The following is a 17091-nucleotide window of genomic DNA, read 5'->3' as shown; positions in this document are numbered from 1 at the left end:
GCGTAATATCAACCGCTCAGCGGTTATCTGGGCGTCTGCATACCCTGCGTCATCCTTTCCTTATCCTTGAGTAAAGAGCCTAGAATGGGATCCAATACCTTATTTTTATTGACCTAAATCATTGCCATGGATAGCTTTGGATCCATAGAGCATAGTTTAACAAATCCTACTATAGTGAATGAGATTTACCTATCCGTGCGCGTGCTGACCACTTGCTCTACAACGATAACAATTGCAGGAGTTTGACCATGGCTATCTTATCCCGGAGCCGTTTTGCGGCGCTTTTCACGACGCTTGGTGTGGCCGTTACAATGGGCAGTGCACAGGCGCAAGAATTAAAACTGGCGCACTTTGTACCGCCCGCGCATGTCGTCACCTCTGCGGTGGTGGAACCCTTTAAACGTGCCGTCGAAGCCGATTCCAACGGAGAGCTTACCGTGCGTGTGTATCCCGGTGGTGAGCTGGGTGCTGGCCCGATGGAGCAGTATGTGCGCGCGTTGCAAGGCGTGGCTGACATCACTTGGGGGCTGGCCGGTTATACATCCTCGCAATTCCGTCGTTCGATGATTGTTGAATTGCCCGGTGCCATTCCAGAAGGCATGACCGGTTATGACATGATTTGGAACGCCTTTGATACCAGCTTACGCGGCGAGTTTCCCGGCACCAAGCCCTTGGCCTTGTGGGTCAGTGAACCCAACGTGTTTATCATGAAAGACCGCGAAGTGCGTAGCCCGGAAGATCTGCGTGGCTTGAAAATTCGCGTGTCCGGTGCCGTGGCGGGTGAATTCGTGCGCACCATGGGCGGTACGCCCGTACAAATGGCTGCGGGTGAAATGTACAACGCTCTGCAAACGGGCTTGATTGACGGCATCATTACCGGAGCCAGTGCCATCACCGACTTTAAACTGGATGAAGTAGCCAACAGTTACACCATCGGTGCCCCGTTGGGTAACATCTTGTTCTATTTGGTCATGAACCAACGGAAGTACGACAGCCTTTCAGCGGAACATCGCGCCATCATCGATCGCCATAGCGGCCGTGTACTGTCGCAAAGTGGTGAAGAAACGTGGAATGCGCTGGCCGATCGTACGCTTGAAATGGTACGTGCAGACAACCGCAACACGGTCATTGATTTGTCAGCAGCCGAAGTGGTGGTGTTCCAATCCGTGGCTGATGACTTCCTGACCAGTCAAACCGCCGACGCTGCAGCCCGTGCAGTGTTGAACGACATGCGTAACTGATAGGGTAGGCCCGCCATGTTCATGCTTCGACGTTGGCTCGACCGGCTCATCAACATCGCCGCCATCATGGCCAGTGTCGTGTTGGTGGCCATCGTCATGGCCATTCTTGCTGATGTGGCGGGCCGAAACTTGCTCAATGCGCCGCTGCGAGGTACGCAAGACCTCATGCAAGTGGCGCTCATCATCATTATTTTTGGCGCGGTCGCCATGGTTGACCGGCAAGATGCCAACATTGCCGTCGACCTGCTGGAGCCCAAATTTTCACTCCTGCTCAACCGTTCCCTGAATTTGATCGGGCGGTGGCTGGGCGCGTTAATCTTCTTCGGCATTGCCTGGGCAATGGTCGACAGTGCGTCTATTTCAAAACTGCTGAATTTAGGCACCAATATTTTGAACATTCCCAAAGCCCCGTTCCAATACCTTATCGCTGTGTGTTCACTGCTGACGGCGGTGTCGATGGTATTGCCTCGGCCACCGAAAGTGTCTGAAACTCTGGTCAACGAGGGCGCTGTACATGAGTAACGAATGGATCGGCACGCTGGGCGTGGTCGTACTTTTAGCGCTGTTGCTGCTGCGAATTCCGGTCGCCTTCGCCATTTTTGGCGTGGGCTTTGTCGGTGTTTCCATTCTCGCATCACCCATGAATGCGCTGAACCTTTTGGCCAGCGAAACCTACACCGTGGTGTCCAACGCTGAATTGGTGGTGATTCCGTTGTTCATTCTGATGGGTAATATCGCCACCGAAACCGGTATGAGCCGAAAACTATATGATGCGGCCTACGCCATGATCGGTTCCATCAAAGGCGGTCTAGCGTCCGCTACCGTGGTGGGCTGTGCCGGATTCTCTGCGTTGTGCGGGTCATCTGTTGCCTCGGCATTAACCATGGGGCGGGTGTCGATCGGTGAAATGGAGCGCTTCAAATACAGCGGTCGGTTATCCACCGGTGCGGTGGCCGCTGGTGGCACATTGGGAATATTGATTCCGCCCTCCACCGGCTTTGTGGTGTATGCGATCTTGACGCAACAGTCCATCGGCAAGCTCTTTCTGGCCGGTGTCATCCCCGGCTTGGTGCTGACCGCCCTGTTTGTGTTGATGATCACGGGGCTGACCTGGCTGAAACCTGAACTGGCCCCGCAAGGCCCAAAAACCACCTGGGCGGAAAAAGCCCGTGGCCTGACCGGCGCTATTCCGATAACGGTGGTAATACTGCTGACCATTGGTGGTATTTATTCCGGGATTTTTTCACCGGTTGAGGCGGCTGCCGTCGGTGCCGGACTGGTGGTGTTGTACGGTTTGTTTACCCGCTCGCTCACCCCCAGTGCGTTGTGGCGTTCTACCCGGGGTGCAGTTATTACGACCACAACGGTGATGTTGATTTTGATTGCCGCACACATGCTGAACCCCTTTCTAGCGCTCAGCCATATTCCTACCGCCGTGGGAGAATTTCTGACCGGTTTAAACGTCGGCCCGTACGGTATTTTGCTGCTGATCTTACTGACCTATTTGGTGTTAGGCTGCTTTTTGGAAGGTTTTGCCATGCTGGTACTGACCATGCCGATCTTCTTCCCGGTGATCGTTGGCTTAGGCTTTGACCCGATCTGGTTTGGTGTATTGGTGGTGTTGACCCTTGAAATGGGTTTGATCAGCCCGCCGGTAGGGATCAACGTGTTCATCGTTAAGTCCGTCGCGCCCAATGTTCCTTTAGGCGACATCTTCCTCGGCGTAGCGCCCTTCTGGTTGATGATGGTACTGGCGATCCTGCTGTTTGTGATGTTCCCGCAGTTGGTACTGTTCTTACCCAACACCATGATCACATAACACAACATAACCCCTTGAAATGCAGTGCTTTTGTAGACTTGCTTAGGCAAATCTGTATACTTCGCACCGTGTTTGCGCCCGTAGCTCAGCTGGATAGAGCGCTGCCCTCCGGAGGCAGAGGTCAGAGGTTCGAATCCTCTCGGGCGCGCCATTTAAAGAACCTGCCATGAGCAGGTTTTTTTATGCGCGTTTGAGAGGTAATGAGAACCTCTGCTAGGTTCGACAAAACGCCGGGAGCGTTTTGGACCGCCCAAGCGCCGCGCAGCGGGCGGGTACAGGAAGTACCCGAGTCCATCCTCGGGCGCGCCATTTAAAGAACCTGCCATGAGCAGGTTTTTTTATGCACGCTTGATAGTGAAAATGAATCTCGGCTGGGATGCCGTTAGTGCAACCCCTGCGAGAGGGAGATATAGTGTGTGATCTGAGATGAGTATAGTTGTATGGTCGACTTAACATCCGATCTAGTACACTTGGTATTGAAAGAGGGGCTTGCATAATGAGTGTTCATAGCCGTGTATATTAATTGCGGGCTTTCATTTTGATTACGATCAGCGAAGTCATAGGTTTAACTGATCAAGGTAAAAGCCACGTCTATCTATGTCGCGGGACCGACGATCGACTCTACTACGTCAAGGGTCTTTGCTGTGGCAGAGACAGCCAAGTTGCAGAATGGGTATGCGCGCACTTGGCACGAGAGCTTCAACTGCCTTTTCCCGAGTTTCATTTGGTCGACATTCCGGAAGAACTTTACGAAATGTTACCTGCACAGCAGAAAGAAATAGGCTGTGGCATTGCGTTTGCTACCGTTGAAGTTCGGTCCCCGCGATGGCTGGACAACCCGACAACTCATCAGGTTGACCCCAGTTTAGCCGCGAAGGTTTTACTCTTCGATTACTGGATCCAAAATATGGATCGTTCCACCGTGAACACGAATGTGCTGATCAAAGCAGAAGACCAGTCTATTGTACTGATTGACCATAACCTAGCTTTTGACTCAGAGTTTGATGCCGGAGTGTTTTTTTCGCTTCACATCTTTCATTCTCACCGTTCTTACTGGACACAGGACTTAGTGAATCGGACTGAACTGAGTGCACTACTGGATAGAGCTCAATCGAAACTTGATGACATACTTGAAGGAGTCCCAGAAGCTTGGAATTGGAAAAACATTGAAAGAGATTTGCCCGCCAATCTTGACACGGGTCGCCACTCTTCACCGGAATTTTGGAGGCACGAATGACAAAACAAGTTTGTCGCTACGCAGTCGTACGATTTGTGCCCTATGCTGAGAGCGAAGAGTTCGCTAATATTGGTATTGTGATGGCGGTACCAAAGTCCAACCTGTTTCTATTCCGGCTTGAAGCGAACGATGCACGTTATAGTCGTTTTTTAAAAATCTGCCCAAGGGTCTGTATAAGCAGCTCGCCAAGGATCTAGAACGGGAATATTCAGTAATCCAAGGTTTGGTGAGGACAAGTAATACCAGTGCCTTACAAGCCTTTGAGAGCCTAGTAGCGCCCCGTTCTAACATGGTAGCTTTCGGAGGGCAGCGTACACGTGTGTTACAAAGTGCCCCCGAGAAGGAGCTCAACCGGTTGTTCGATCATTATGTGCATCACGCCTTTACTCGAAAGGAAGGCCATGAAGCCAAGCTAAAACGTGATGTTCGAAAAGTGATTGACGAACTTCACCTAGAGATACCCTTTAAGCAGCACACCTTCAAGCTTTATGACGGAGAGCTACCGGTTCAGGTCGATTTGGCGCAAGTCGTTGATCGTCATGTAACCAAGGTCATTAAACCGTTCTATTTCGACTTGACCAGCAGAGAAGGGCTTTGGGACCATGCCGACAAATGGATTCCCAAACTTGTTCGACTAAAGCGTGCAGGTGAGCTGCCGGAACGTACTTTATTGCCAGTAGGTCACTCCACGGGTAGTGAACGTCAGATGGATGCCCTAGACGAGATTAAGAGGGAATTAGCCGAGCTAGGTACAGTTATTCGGGCGACAGAACACGATAAGGTTAGGAAATTTGCACTGGATAGTTGAAGGCTATTCAGTGCAGTATGTATGCTTGGATTAAAAACTATCGCTTGAATGTTCAGCAGTAGTAAGAGTTAGAAGAAGGATCAGGAGCTATTGCAGCCAATCACACTTCATTAACAATCCGATTGGGTCATACTCTCAGACGAGCCATTTAAAGAACCTGCCATGAGCAGGTTTTTTTGTGCCCCCTTGCCATTCACCCCTCGCTCAGTAACACTCCCCAGTCCAGCAAAAAAGGAGCGAAACATGAAGCGCGAAACCATTGCCTTGCACCACGGGTACGAAGCCGACAACCAAAAAGCTGTTGCGGTGCCTATTCACCAGACCACATCTTTCTCGTTCGACAACGCCCAACATGGCGCGGACCTCTTTGATTTGAAAGTCACCGGAAACATCTATTCGCGCATCATGAACCCGACGTGCGATGTGCTTGAACAGCGGGTCGCCGCGCTTGAAGGCGGTATTGCGGCTTTGGCGGTCGCTTCCGGCATGGCGGCCATCACCTACGCCATTCAGACCATTGCCGAAACCGGCGACAACATTATCTCCACCAGTGAGCTTTATGGCGGCACCTACAATCTGTTGGCGCATACGTTGCCGCGTCAGGGCATTGAAACGCGTTTTGTGGATAAAAACGACTTCGACCGCATGGCGAGCTTGATCGACGATAAAACCAAAGCACTGTACTGCGAATCGGTGGGCAACCCATCGGGCAGTGTGGTGGACATTAAGCGCTTGGCCGAGATCGCGCACGCGGCGGGCATTCCATTGATCGTCGACAACACCGTGCCGACGCCATTTTTGTGGCGGCCGATCGAGCAGGGAGCCGACATTGTTGTGCATTCGGCCACCAAATACATCGGTGGCCACGGCACTACCGTTGGCGGTGTGATTGTGGATTCCGGTAAGTTTCCTTGGGCCAAATACCCACAGCGTTTTGCGTTGCTGAATGACCCGGATGTGTCCTACCACGGTGTCAGCTACACCCGCGATGTGGGCGACGCTGCCTTTATTGCCCGGGCGCGGGTCGTGCCATTGCGCAATATGGGCGCTGCATTGTCCGCACAAGCCGCTTGGAACCTGCTGCAAGGTTTGGAGACTCTGGCTCTGCGCATTGAGCGTATCTGTGACAACACACAAAAAGTCGCCGAATTCCTGCAACAGCACCCAATGGTTAGTTGGGTCAATTACGCGGGCTTGAGCACACATAAAGACTACGCCCTAACGCAGGAATACATGGGTGGAAAGGCCTCCGGTATTCTGAGCTTCGGCATTAAAGGCGGCCGCGAAGCCGGGGCGCGCTTCTACGATGCACTGACGCTCATTCTGCGGTTGGTGAACATCGGTGACGCCAAAAGCTGTGCCGCGATTCCTGCATCAACCACGCACCGCCAGTTGAACGACGACGAGTTGAAAGCGGCGGCTGTAAGTGCCGACATGGTGCGGCTGTCCATTGGCATTGAGCACATCGATGACTTGATCGCGGATATTGATCAAGCCTTGGCGAAATCCGCTGGCTAGCGGTAGTCTCAAATGTACAACGCCTGCGTATTGGAAACACATTTTGAATGAGGTGCTACTGATATGCGGGCGATACTGAAATGTGCCATTGTATGTGCCTTGATGGCGCCGGCTTTTGCCATAGCCGAAGGTTATTTAGGCGACTGGGCGGTACAAACCGGTTCGGGTGATTCGTTAACTTTGCATGAGGCGCTTGGAAGCGCACCGGCCACCTTGGTTGCTATTGTTGCCAGCAACAACCAAGAAAATGGACAGACGCAGCAGAAAGACTTGTTGGACATGCATCAGCAATTGGCTGAAATCTCTGATGATCTGCCCCCTATCTTGCATCTCTCTATCATTGCGGGTGCCCCACGCTTGGTGCATGGTTTTATTCGACGCGGCATTGCTGGTGAATATGCTTCGCCCGTGCAGGAAGACGATGTACTGTTGATGTTCACGCGTGACTACAACGACTTCACGGCCGCGAGTGGATTAGCGGTGGATGATTATGGTACTTGGGTGCTGGTTGATGAGAAAGGGCAAATTTTATGGTCTGAGAAACAAACAGACGCTTTGAACTCCGATTTGGTGCTTCGCCAAATACAGGCGTTGGGTGGCTTATAAGGAGGCGTTCTTTCTTCTTGGACGCTAGGCGAATATCGTAAACGTGAAGCGCATTAAAAAGCATTCATGATTGCTTACGTTGACGTCAGCAATACAACACCGGCACCCCGACGCTTGATCGTTCCCGACTTCTCCAGCATCGCAAGGGTGCGATAGAGTACTTCATGGGTCAGCCCAATTTCCTCGGCAACGGTTTTCCAAGTCTGACTCATCGTAACCGTGGGCGTATTTCCATTGGCGTGCAACCGCAGCCATGCCATCACACGAGCTTCAGCAGAACGGATATTGCGTAATGTCAGCATGGACCGTAAATGACGAACTTGATGGGCAAGTACTTTTGTTAGGTAAAGGTTCAGCTCGGGTGATTCGGTCATCAATGTCAACAAAGGTTCCTTTCGAATGACCATGACTCGCGTCGGGGTAACCACCAATGCGTCGCAGTGGTAATGAGACGAAAACAAAGCGGCTTCGGCCAATGTCTCTCCGCTACGCGCAACATGCAGAATGACCACAGAGCCGTCTTCTAGATGCCTCATTAAGCGAACTTGGCCTTCCAGTAGTAAGAAAATGGCATCAGCGCTGTCTTGTTGGCGAAACAAAAATGCAGCAGGTGGATAGGAGGTGATGGTCCGACAAGCTTGGGGAATCGCTCGTTCCCAGTCATCCAGTGTGTAAGGCATCGTACTGTCCGTATGAATCAATATGATTCAAATCATATCAGGCAATGTATAACCCGCCTACACTGATGCTTCATTTCTCAACCAGAGCACACAATATGCTTCGCTACAGTATTTCTCGCCTTATCTTTGCCGGCACCCTGTTTATGGCCTTAATTCCCGTGGCGCTTTCCCAGCCAGCCAAACATAGCCATAGCGAAATGCAGCATCTTGGTGCGCCTGCCGTCATGGATACTCAGCAAGTCGATCCGATGCCGCTGCTGAACGGTCAGGATGCATTCGCCGCCGTACAGGAAATTGTTACCCTGTTACAACAAGATTCGAGCACCGATTGGTCCCGGGTGGACATCGATGCTTTGCGTGACCATTTGATCGATATGCATCTTGTGACGTTGGATGCCGACGTCGACACCGAATATGTTGCGAGCGGCGCTCGATATGTCATCCGTAGTGACGCGCCACGAACCGCTGCGGCTATTCAGCGTATGGTTACTGCTCATGCTCTGTGGATGCAGGCCAACTCGCCTTGGTCGGCAGAAACAACACGTCGAGAAGATGGTGTTGTGCTACGGGTCACAGCCGAAGATTCAGCGTCCGTGCTCCAAATACGTGGCCTTGGGTTCATGGGGTTTATGACCTATGGTAATCATCATCAGCCACACCATTGGGCGATGGCACGCGGCGAAGAGATACATGAGCATTGATAGAGGTGTATTTCAATGGCGGGGTAAACTAGGTATTGCCACGTTATGGGATGTCTTAATTGATATGAACACACTGTCCTGACGCATCTTCAAAGGGCAGTGCTACACTGCCCTTACCGCTCATCACGCAGAGAACCTAGGGGCCATGACCCTCACCACCACACCACTGCGCCACCGCATCGCCGGCACCTTGCTGCTGGTAGGCTTGGTGCTGCAAATTCTCAGTTTTACGCCGTTGTTCAGTCTGACGCGCAGCGCCAGCTATGTGCTATGGGGCAGTGTGTTGCTGTTGTGGTTAGACATTCCGGCCCGTACCCGTTGGCAAGCGGGGGCGCTGGCGGGGGTTGGGCTGGGTTTAACCGCATGGGCTAGATTCGGGTTTGGCGCACAAGTGGATTGGTCACGTATCTTGACGGGCAATCTCTATGTGGTTGCCATGTTGTTAGGGGTCAGTTTTATCAGCCTGATCGGGCGGGACGCGGGCGGTCGGGCCGCAGCGTTGGGGCGCACAGGTTTTCTTGGCATGTGGCAAACCTGGGCCGGGGTGCACTTTTTGGGCATTGTGCTGAATTTGTCCACCATGTTTCTGGTGGGCGACCGGCTGGCGAAGCAGAGCGAGTTGAAAATGCCGCAGTTGCTGGCGATCAACCGTGGGCTGTCGAGTGCGGCGCTGTGGTCACCCTTTTTCGCCTCCATGGCAGTGGTGCTGACCCTGGTTCCGGACATGGCCTACCCCACCATCGTGGTATGGGGTTTCCCCATGGCTATGTTGGCGGGTTTGGTGTCATCGTTGGATCTACGGCAGCGGTTTGCGCTGCATGATGTGGCCGGATTTTCACTGGCCCCACGCAGTTTGTTGATGCCGGTGGTGATGGCATTTTGGGTGTTACTGTTTCATTGGGTGATTACGCCGTCGCTCAACATCGTCAGCATTATTACCTTTTTGATGCCCTTGGCCGCGGCGGTAACACGGGTCAGCGGGCGGCTGCGCAGCGGCACGCGCGAATTACAACAACATGTGCTGGTGCGTATGCCATTGATGCGCGGCGAGGTAAGTCTATTTCTGGCCGCCGGATTGTTGACCATCGGGCTTTCCACCTTCATTGCCGCTTGGATGGGTGAGAGCTGGACGTTGTTTGCGCAGTTTCGTGCGCCGCAGGCCATTGCCTGTTTCGCTATCATTGTGGGGACCGCCACCTTGGGCTTGCACCCGATCATCGGCATTTCTGTTTTGGCGTCTATGTTGCAATTGGCGGGCAGTGAGCAAACCCTGTTTGCTTTTACGGCACTGGGAGGATGGGCGGTCGGCACCAGTGTCGGACCGTTGTCGGGCATTAATTTGTCGCTGCAAGGGCGTTATGGGGTCAGTGGCTATCAGTTGATGCGGCAAAATATTCCCTACGGTTTGATCATGTTCATTCTCATGGTTGGTGCACTGTGGGGCATGGACGCATGGCTTTTCTGACGCCGATTGTTCGGTACATCATCCGGTTGGTTAAATTTTCCTCACGCTGACGAAAACCTGTACTACACTCTCAGCATAAGAAAAATGCGATGTTCCGGATATGAACCTCGATCAATAACATGGGCATAGGGTTTCAGGATGAAGACGTTGCTGCTTTATTGTATGAGAGATGCTCAATGAACCGTCTAAAAGATTGGTCTATTCGCAATAAAATCCGGATTCCCCTCATCATTATTGCCGTGCTCATTGTGTGGATGGCCACCATGTCGTATCGGGCGATGTTGGCGATTGACGATGAGGTGAGTCAATTTGATAACCGCTATTTTCCCGCCATATCGGCTGCATTGAATGCCGACCGTGATCTCTACCAAGCGCTGGTAGCCATGCGTGCCTATGTTGAATTGGGACCACAAGGCAATGCCGAGACACGAGAAGCCCTGAATGCCGAGCGGCTGGAGAATTACCAGCAGGCGATGGATCGGGGGTTATTGGCGATCGATTTGGTGGCCGCCGAGTTACCGGCCAATACGGCGGCACAATACCGACAACAGATGGAGCGCTGGTTAGCGCACAGTGATCAGGTCATTGCGCAGAACAATGTGAACGATGACGAAGCCCTGTTTAATGCGCCACGCGAGTACCTGAATACGTTAGGCGAACGGCTGGATGAACTGGCAGAAGCGTCAGCCGTGAATGCGGCACAAACGGTACGGGGGCAAACTACCTTTCAATTGATTCAATTACTGGTACTTATCGGTTTATTTGTTGCCATGGGCATTTTGGCACCCATTGTGTTGGTGCGCCCTATCGACCTACTGCGTGAACGGATGCGCGAAATAGCCGAGGGTGAGGGCGACTTAACCGCCCGCTTGAACGTGCATTCAAACGATGAGTTGGGTCAGTTGGCCGCTACCTTTAACCAAGTGATCGAAAAGTTACAGCAATCCATTTGTGTGGTCAAAAACGTCAATGTGGAACTGGAGCAAGCGGTGGAATCTTTGCGTTCGGTTGCCCACAGCAATACCGGTTTGGCGGAACAGCAACATCTCACCATTGATCAGGTGGTGACCGCGGTAGAAGAAATGCATGGGTCGGCGATGGAAATTTCCGGGAATTCCAACGCCGGGGCGGATGCAGCCGGACGCGCCCAGACTTCGGTGTCTAGCGGTGCAGATGTGTCGCAACAAGCTAACGAGCGGGTGGCGCAATTATCGGATCGTCTGAACCTGTCTTCCGATGCCATCAAGCGTTTGGCTGAAGAAGCCCAGCGCATCGCGTCGGTGATTGATGTTATTCGTGGCATTGCCGAACAAACAAATTTGTTGGCATTGAACGCCGCCATAGAGGCTGCACGGGCGGGTGAACAGGGTCGTGGCTTTGCCGTAGTGGCTGATGAGGTGCGTGCCCTAGCAAGCAAAACCCAACAATCGACCACCGACATAAGAGGTCGCATTGAGAACTTGCAGACTGGTGTTAATGATGCCGTTGCCTCCATGGAACGGGGTATTGAAGTGCTCGGCGATACGGTAACCGATGTGGGCAGTGCTGCTGAGGCGTTCAGCAGTATCGAGCAGTCCATCGACCAAATCACCAATATGTCGATACAAATAGCCGCGGCGACAGAAGAGCAGACGCATGTGGTCGAAGAGATCAATAGAAACCTGCAATTGATCTCTGACTATTCGTCGCAAAGCACCGAGCAAGCCCGCGATCTAAGTGGGTTGTCGGAAAACCTGAAAACCCGTACGAATGAATTAACGGAAGTGGTCGGGCGGTTTCGCGTTTAGCCAGTGATGGCCCGGCATTATTGCCGGGCTCATTGCACCCCCAAAGCGGACCTCGCTTGTGCCAGACTGCCTAGGTTTTGCACCCGTGTGTAACCCATATCCAGTAACGCCTTTTCGGCTACCCCGGCACGACGCCCGCTGCGGCAATACAGCAGAATAGGGGTGTTTTTGTCCGGTGCTACTGTGTGAATGCGGGCTGGGACCTCGTCGTAGGGCATCAATACAGAGATACCGACATGGTCGGCCTGATATTCTGCTAGGGTACGGGTGTCCAAAACGATGCCGCCATCATCCAGCCACGCCTGATAGTTCTCGCTTCCACTGCTGCATCCTACCAGCGTGCAAAGTCCAACCAATAACGCCGTTATGGGTTTAAAGAGAGTCCGCCACATACATCACCTCCTAATATTTAGATAAATCTAATATAAAGATGTCAACTTAACTTGGCAAGCTAGGCCGTACAAAAATAATAGATAGGTAGCTATCTATATACTGCTTTGTTAAGGTTTTGGCATGAAAAAAGATACCGAATGTGTGTCCTCTGCAGACACCGATCAACGCCATCAGTTTGGCCACAGCATTGGTCTGGTGGGGCGTCTTTGGCGCTTGGAAATCGACCGTCGCTTGGCACCCTTTGGTTTGACGGAAGCGCGATGGCGCATTTTGCTAACCTTAGCTCGCGCAGCAGAGCCTTTGCAGCAAAAAACACTGGCCGAATACGTCGGCGTGCAAGGCCCTACCTTGGTGCGCACCTTGGATGCACTGGCCCATGAAGGGTTGTTGGAGCGCCGCGCGGATACGGAGGACAAGCGTGCACGCAGCATTCACCTGACACCGTTGGCAGAGCCCATATTGGCCCACATTGATGCTGCTCTGCGCGCGGTGCGGGAAGACATCTTTGTGGATATACCGCCGGAAGATGTTGGCACCTGTTTACGTGTTTTCGACCAGCTATTAACGAATTTAAGCCCTAACACCGGGCGCTAACATCCATTGCCGCTGGCGCTGTTTCTTGTTTACGCCAGCGTAGATCCGAGAACCTATACCATGACCACACTGTCTACCAAGGTTGCTGCCGAACGAGCACCCGATGCAGCGCTCAATACAGAGCCCAATTTTAACCGCACCGTTATCGTGGTGATTCTGATCGCTGGTGCTTTCGTGTCGGTGCTGAATCAAACGCTCATGTTGGTCGCTATTCCTGCCATCATGAACGATTTTGTCATCACCGCGAGTTTAGCGCAGTGGGTCACCACGGCCTTTATGCTGGCCAGTGGTATTGCCATTCCGGTGACCGCCGCGTTACTTGATAAATACTCCAGTCGTACGCTGTATTTGCTGGCGTTAACGGTATTTACTCTGGGCACCGCCCTAGGGGCATTGGCCAACAGCTTCACCGTCTTGTTGGTTGCGCGCATCATTCAAGGCTTAGCGGCCGGGTTGATCATGCCGATGATCCAAACGTTGATGATGACCATGTACCCCATCCATCGCCGTGGGGCGGCTATGGGCTTGGTCGGTTTGGTGGTGTCCTTTGCCCCGGCCATTGGCCCCGCGCTGTCCGGCTGGATCGTGAATCAGTGGTCATGGCGCTATTTGTTTGTGCTGATCCTGCCCATCGCCACCTTAGTGTGGCTGGCGGGTATCTTGTTCATGAAGAATGTGACCACGCAACGCAGTAACAAGATAGACCAACTCTCGGTTGTGCTGTCGAGTTTTGGTTGGGGCGGATTGTTATACGGTTTCAGCATGGCCGGTGCAGCGGGTTGGACCAGCCTTAATGTGGTGTTGTCGCTCGTGGTTGGTGTGGTATCGCTGGCGTGGTTTGTCCGTCGTCAGCGGCGCTTGGAGAACCCATTGTTGGACATGGCGGTTTTCGCCTCACCGGTATTTACCGTATCAGCGGTTATGTCCGTGTTGGTGTTTGTGATCTTAGTGGCCACACAAACCATGATCCCTATTTACGTTCAGAGCGTGCGTGGTTTAACGGCGCTGGATGCCGGTTTGATATTGTTGCCGGGCGCTATGATGATGGGGCTGATGTCACCCCTGGCGGGTAAATTGTTTGACCGCTTCGGCATTCAAACCTTGGGCATTGTGGGCTTCGTATTATTGGCGCTTGCCATGCTGTGGTTGGCCATTATGCCGAACAGTTTAGCCGCACCATGGGTTATGCTGGGCTCTATCCTACAAATGGTGGGTGGTACGCTGTTGATGATGCCTTTGGTGACCGCCGGGATTAATGCATTGCCGCGTGAACTGATTGCCCATGCCTCGGCGATGAACACCACCTTGCGCATGGTCGGTGCGGCTATTGGGACCGCCCTGTTGATCACCGTACTGAGTGCGCGGGCCGGACGTCCGGTGACCGATGCACCCAATGGCAGTGCCTTGGCGCACTTGGAAGCGGGTATTCACTTGGCGTTTTGGGCCGCTTTCGGTTTGAGCCTGTTCGGCTTGGCATTGGCCGTGTGGTTGCGCAGCCACGTTAGAAAGTGATGCGGTCTGCACAAACAACAAAAAGGGCCGTACTGGCCCTTTTTGTTGTCGTTTAGAACCGGCCTTGGAAGCCAATGGATACGGCCCATTGCTCAATCGGGCTGGTTTTCTTGTTGTAGGTGACGCTGTTGTCATTGCCATCTACAACCACTGAGCCTGAACTCATGTACTCAGCTTCGGCACCGGAAAAGTAACGCACCGAAAACAGCACATAGCCTTCACTTAACTCCATTTCTTCGGAAGAGCGGTTTGGCGCATCATTGCTGAATACACGATATAGGGCGCCAGCACCTGCCCCGTAGGTCCAAGCTGAGGCACTATGAGTTTCGTCATCGGTTGCAATGGCGTCGCCATCACTGCGGTCGCTCACCACCGTTGTTGAGTTAAAAAAGTTTCCACCACCCATTAACTCAACATACGGACGGAACGTACCCGATGGAGCAATCAGACGGCTTACCGCAAGAAATTGACCCATCACATGAGTGGTGTCGACATCCACGTTCACGTTGACGGTGTTGCTGAGTGGCACTGTACGGCTATCAACCCCCATAATGGCCACGTTGAACTCAGCACCCAGATACAACGGCGTATTGCCAAAGCGATAGCCGCCCTGTAACCCGAAACCGCCGCTGATGTCGCTGGTGTTCTCTTGGAATTCGTTCACGGGCAACATGGCCTGCAAGGTGGCCGAACCACTCCATTCTTGCGCCCAACTGCTGGCGGCGAGTACGGTCAACATCAAGGTACCGGTCGCCATAGGGAAGATCAGTTTCATGGTTACATCCTCACATAATATTGTGCTTAGTATTCCGCGTTATGGTAAACGTGCTGTACGTCATCACAGAAATTCAACAGGTCGACCAGTTTTTCCAGTTGTTCAACATCTTCCCCGCTGATGGGATTCATCATTTGTGGAATGAATTGAATTTCTTCTACTTCGAAATCAATGTTAGGGAAGGCTGATTTCAGCGCATTGCGGGTGTTGCCAAACTCGGTATTGGGTGCGAATACGGTGATCTTGCCGTCGGCGACTTCAATGTCGCTGACATCCACATCGGCTTCCATCAAGGCTTCCAGTACGGGTTCTTCATCCTCACCTGCAAACACAAAGATGGCATCGTGGTCGAACAAGTGGCTGACCGCACCGGAAGCGCCCAGCTTAGCTTTCACCTTGTTGAAGCAGGTGCGCACATCACCATAGGTACGGTTCGGGTTGTCGGTTAAACAATCGACAATGATCATGGTATTGCCGGGGCCGAAACCTTCATATCGTGCTACGGCGAAGTCTTCACCGCCACCACCGGCCGCTTTGGTAAGTGCTTTTTCGATCACATGCGCCGGCACTTGTTCTTTTTTGGCCCGCTCCAGCAGGGAGGCCAAGGCCAGGTTGCCAGTAGGTTCAGTACCACCGGATTTGGCACACATATAAATTTCACGGCTGTAACGGCTATAAACCTTGGCCTTCATGTCAGAGGTCTTAGCCATGGATTCTTTACGGTTTTGGTAGGCGCGGCCCATCTCGATACACCATTAATTGTTCAAAATTGCTGCGAATTCTAGTCGGTATTGCCCATCGGCACTAGCGCGGCGATGCATTTCTATGCATTCTTGTGCCTGTATTCATCGCATTGAGGCATAAAGGTGTCTGATCCCTTCGTTCAATTGCATAAGGCGATGCAGCAATTTGCCGCCGCGCGGGACTGGGAGCAATTCCACTCGCCGAAAAATCTCGCGATGGCGCTCACCGTCGAAGCGGCGGAGTTGCAGGAATGTTTCCAGTGGTTAACCGAAGCACAGTCACAGGCGTTGACCGCCGAGCAGTTGACGGCGGTGCGCGACGAAATTGCCGATGTGCAGCTCTATTTGATCCGGCTGGCCGGACAAGTTGGCGTAGACATTGAGCAAGCCTGTTGGGACAAAATGAAGAAAAACGACGCCAAATACCCGGCGGATCGGGTACAAGGCAGTGCACAAAAATACACCGCCTATGAAGACCCCGAAACATGACCGACCGGTATCTGTTCTTGGGCGATTCCGTTACCGACTGCGACCGCCAACGCAGTGTCAAACAACCGAATCGAGCCGAGGCTCTCGGTTATGGCTGGGTAAATCGGGTGGCGACCGAGCTGCTAGCAAAAGAACCCACCACCAAAGTATGGAACCGGGGTTTTGGCGGGTGTCGGGTGAATGAACTGCTGACGCATGATTGGTGCCCGTTGAAACAAACGCGGGGTAGCGACTTCACTTGCATCACTTTGATGCTGGGGATTAATGATATTTGGTACCCCATGTCCGACCACGAATACCCGGACATAAAGCGCATACTGGCTGAGTTCGATCACCTACTCGATCGGTTGCAACCCTTGGCTGAGCGATTGCTGATTATGGAACCCTTCGCTATTCCCGGCACCGCGACAATGGAACAATGGTGGCCGCCCTTACAAGAGATGCAAACCGGAATGGGTGCATTAGTGGCCGAACGTAAATTGGCATGGTTGCCGTTACAAGCTGGATTCAGTACCCAGAGCAGTGAGCAGCCCGCACTATGGGCTTACGATGGCGTACATCCGGAAGTGCTGGGGCATCAATGGCTGGCGGAGCAGTGGCTGCAATGCAATGGCTAGCCGCACAGACATAACGCAGTTAGGCATGCTTGATTCTGGTTAACATGGTGATGAGACATACCCCCTAAAGCCCAGTGCTGCAATCAATCCCTACAGCCCGCTGCTG

19 protein-coding genes and 1 tRNA gene are annotated in these 17091 nt (G+C 52.7%); 16 read left to right on the top strand and 4 right to left on the bottom strand.

Features of this window, described 5'->3' with window-relative positions; all coding sequences use genetic code 11:
- Nucleotides 1–248 precede the first annotated feature (248 nt).
- The 9 genes from ACFOSD_RS03620 (at nucleotide 249) to ACFOSD_RS03580 (ending at nucleotide 7229) form a co-directional block, all read left to right on the top strand.
- Nucleotides 249–1241 (top strand): TRAP transporter substrate-binding protein, encoded by a 993-nt coding sequence (locus ACFOSD_RS03620; protein WP_380693452.1) that lies wholly within the window; start codon nucleotides 249–251, stop codon nucleotides 1239–1241.
- Nucleotides 1242–1256: 15 nt separating this feature from the next.
- On the top strand, nucleotides 1257–1763 hold the full coding sequence (locus ACFOSD_RS03615) for a TRAP transporter small permease (protein WP_380693454.1): 507 nt from the start codon (nucleotides 1257–1259) through the stop codon (nucleotides 1761–1763).
- Nucleotides 1756–3060 (top strand): TRAP transporter large permease, encoded by a 1305-nt coding sequence (locus tag ACFOSD_RS03610; protein WP_380693457.1) that lies wholly within the window; start codon nucleotides 1756–1758, stop codon nucleotides 3058–3060. Before ACFOSD_RS03615 ends, ACFOSD_RS03610 begins: the two co-directional genes overlap by 8 nt.
- 74 nt (nucleotides 3061–3134) lie before the next feature.
- A tRNA-Arg gene (locus ACFOSD_RS03605) sits at nucleotides 3135–3211 on the top strand.
- A gap of 387 nt (nucleotides 3212–3598) precedes the next feature.
- Entirely contained in the window at nucleotides 3599–4297 is a 699-nt protein-coding gene (locus tag ACFOSD_RS03600; protein ID WP_380693459.1) for a HipA family kinase, read from the top strand.
- Nucleotides 4294–4494, top strand: a complete 201-nt coding sequence (locus tag ACFOSD_RS03595) for a DUF3037 domain-containing protein (protein WP_380693461.1) — start codon at nucleotides 4294–4296, stop codon at nucleotides 4492–4494. Before ACFOSD_RS03600 ends, ACFOSD_RS03595 begins: the two co-directional genes overlap by 4 nt.
- A gap of 29 nt (nucleotides 4495–4523) precedes the next feature.
- Nucleotides 4524–5105, top strand: a complete 582-nt coding sequence (locus tag ACFOSD_RS03590) for a hypothetical protein (RefSeq protein WP_380694958.1) — start codon at nucleotides 4524–4526, stop codon at nucleotides 5103–5105.
- A gap of 243 nt (nucleotides 5106–5348) precedes the next feature.
- Nucleotides 5349–6623, top strand: coding sequence for an O-acetylhomoserine aminocarboxypropyltransferase/cysteine synthase family protein (locus ACFOSD_RS03585; RefSeq protein WP_380693463.1), 1275 nt, complete (start codon nucleotides 5349–5351; stop codon nucleotides 6621–6623).
- 102 nt (nucleotides 6624–6725) lie between these two features.
- Nucleotides 6726–7229, top strand: a complete 504-nt coding sequence (locus ACFOSD_RS03580; RefSeq protein WP_380693465.1) for a hypothetical protein — start codon at nucleotides 6726–6728, stop codon at nucleotides 7227–7229.
- Between the two features lie 74 nt (nucleotides 7230–7303).
- On the opposite strand, the gene ACFOSD_RS03575 is transcribed toward ACFOSD_RS03580, so the two are convergent.
- On the bottom strand, nucleotides 7304–7909 hold the full coding sequence (locus ACFOSD_RS03575) for a Crp/Fnr family transcriptional regulator (RefSeq protein WP_380693468.1): 606 nt from the start codon (nucleotides 7907–7909) through the stop codon (nucleotides 7304–7306).
- A gap of 95 nt (nucleotides 7910–8004) precedes the next feature.
- On the opposite strand from ACFOSD_RS03575, the gene ACFOSD_RS03570 reads away from it, so the two are divergent.
- From ACFOSD_RS03570 to ACFOSD_RS03560, 3 genes are all read left to right on the top strand, one after another.
- Nucleotides 8005–8610 carry a hypothetical protein gene (locus ACFOSD_RS03570; RefSeq protein ID WP_380693470.1) on the top strand — a complete coding sequence of 202 codons (606 nt, stop codon included), beginning with the start codon at nucleotides 8005–8007 and terminating at the stop codon, nucleotides 8608–8610.
- Between the two features lie 145 nt (nucleotides 8611–8755).
- Nucleotides 8756–10075, top strand: a complete 1320-nt coding sequence (locus ACFOSD_RS03565) for a hypothetical protein (RefSeq protein WP_380693472.1) — start codon at nucleotides 8756–8758, stop codon at nucleotides 10073–10075.
- A 176-nt stretch (nucleotides 10076–10251) separates the two neighbouring features.
- On the top strand, nucleotides 10252–11862 hold the full coding sequence (locus tag ACFOSD_RS03560) for a methyl-accepting chemotaxis protein (RefSeq protein WP_380693475.1): 1611 nt from the start codon (nucleotides 10252–10254) through the stop codon (nucleotides 11860–11862).
- Nucleotides 11863–11891: 29 nt separating this feature from the next.
- On the opposite strand, the gene ACFOSD_RS03555 is transcribed toward ACFOSD_RS03560, so the two are convergent.
- A complete protein-coding gene (locus tag ACFOSD_RS03555; RefSeq protein ID WP_380693477.1) occupies nucleotides 11892–12254 on the bottom strand; it encodes a rhodanese-like domain-containing protein in 363 nt (120 codons plus the stop codon).
- A 121-nt stretch (nucleotides 12255–12375) separates the two neighbouring features.
- Here ACFOSD_RS03555 and ACFOSD_RS03550 point away from each other — a divergent pair, with 121 nt between their 5' ends.
- Nucleotides 12376–12849: a MarR family winged helix-turn-helix transcriptional regulator gene (locus ACFOSD_RS03550; protein WP_380693479.1), complete on the top strand. Its 474-nt coding sequence runs from the start codon at nucleotides 12376–12378 to the stop codon at nucleotides 12847–12849.
- A 60-nt stretch (nucleotides 12850–12909) separates the two neighbouring features.
- Nucleotides 12910–14361: an MDR family MFS transporter gene (locus ACFOSD_RS03545; protein WP_380693481.1), complete on the top strand. Its 1452-nt coding sequence runs from the start codon at nucleotides 12910–12912 to the stop codon at nucleotides 14359–14361.
- A gap of 52 nt (nucleotides 14362–14413) precedes the next feature.
- Here the strand turns inward: ACFOSD_RS03545 and ACFOSD_RS03540 are convergent, their stop codons facing one another.
- Both ACFOSD_RS03540 and ACFOSD_RS03535 read right to left on the bottom strand, forming a co-directional pair.
- A complete protein-coding gene (locus ACFOSD_RS03540) occupies nucleotides 14414–15136 on the bottom strand; it encodes an outer membrane protein (RefSeq protein ID WP_380693483.1) in 723 nt (240 codons plus the stop codon).
- A 26-nt stretch (nucleotides 15137–15162) separates the two neighbouring features.
- Nucleotides 15163–15879, bottom strand: coding sequence for a YebC/PmpR family DNA-binding transcriptional regulator (locus tag ACFOSD_RS03535; protein WP_380693486.1), 717 nt, complete (start codon nucleotides 15877–15879; stop codon nucleotides 15163–15165).
- Nucleotides 15880–16002: 123 nt separating this feature from the next.
- Between ACFOSD_RS03535 and ACFOSD_RS03530 the strand changes: the two genes are divergently transcribed.
- Both ACFOSD_RS03530 and ACFOSD_RS03525 read left to right on the top strand, forming a co-directional pair.
- Nucleotides 16003–16368, top strand: a complete 366-nt coding sequence (locus ACFOSD_RS03530; RefSeq protein WP_380693488.1) for a nucleotide pyrophosphohydrolase — start codon at nucleotides 16003–16005, stop codon at nucleotides 16366–16368.
- Nucleotides 16365–16985, top strand: a complete 621-nt coding sequence (locus ACFOSD_RS03525) for a GDSL-type esterase/lipase family protein (RefSeq protein WP_380693490.1) — start codon at nucleotides 16365–16367, stop codon at nucleotides 16983–16985. Before ACFOSD_RS03530 ends, ACFOSD_RS03525 begins: the two co-directional genes overlap by 4 nt.
- Nucleotides 16986–17091: the final 106 nt, after the last annotated feature.

This window comes from Salinispirillum marinum (assembly GCF_042650105.1).
Taxonomy (GTDB): Bacteria; Pseudomonadota; Gammaproteobacteria; order Pseudomonadales; family Natronospirillaceae; genus Salinispirillum; species Salinispirillum marinum.
The sequence above is the reverse complement of the archived record's forward strand: the minus strand, read 5'-3'. Positions and strand labels throughout refer to the sequence as shown.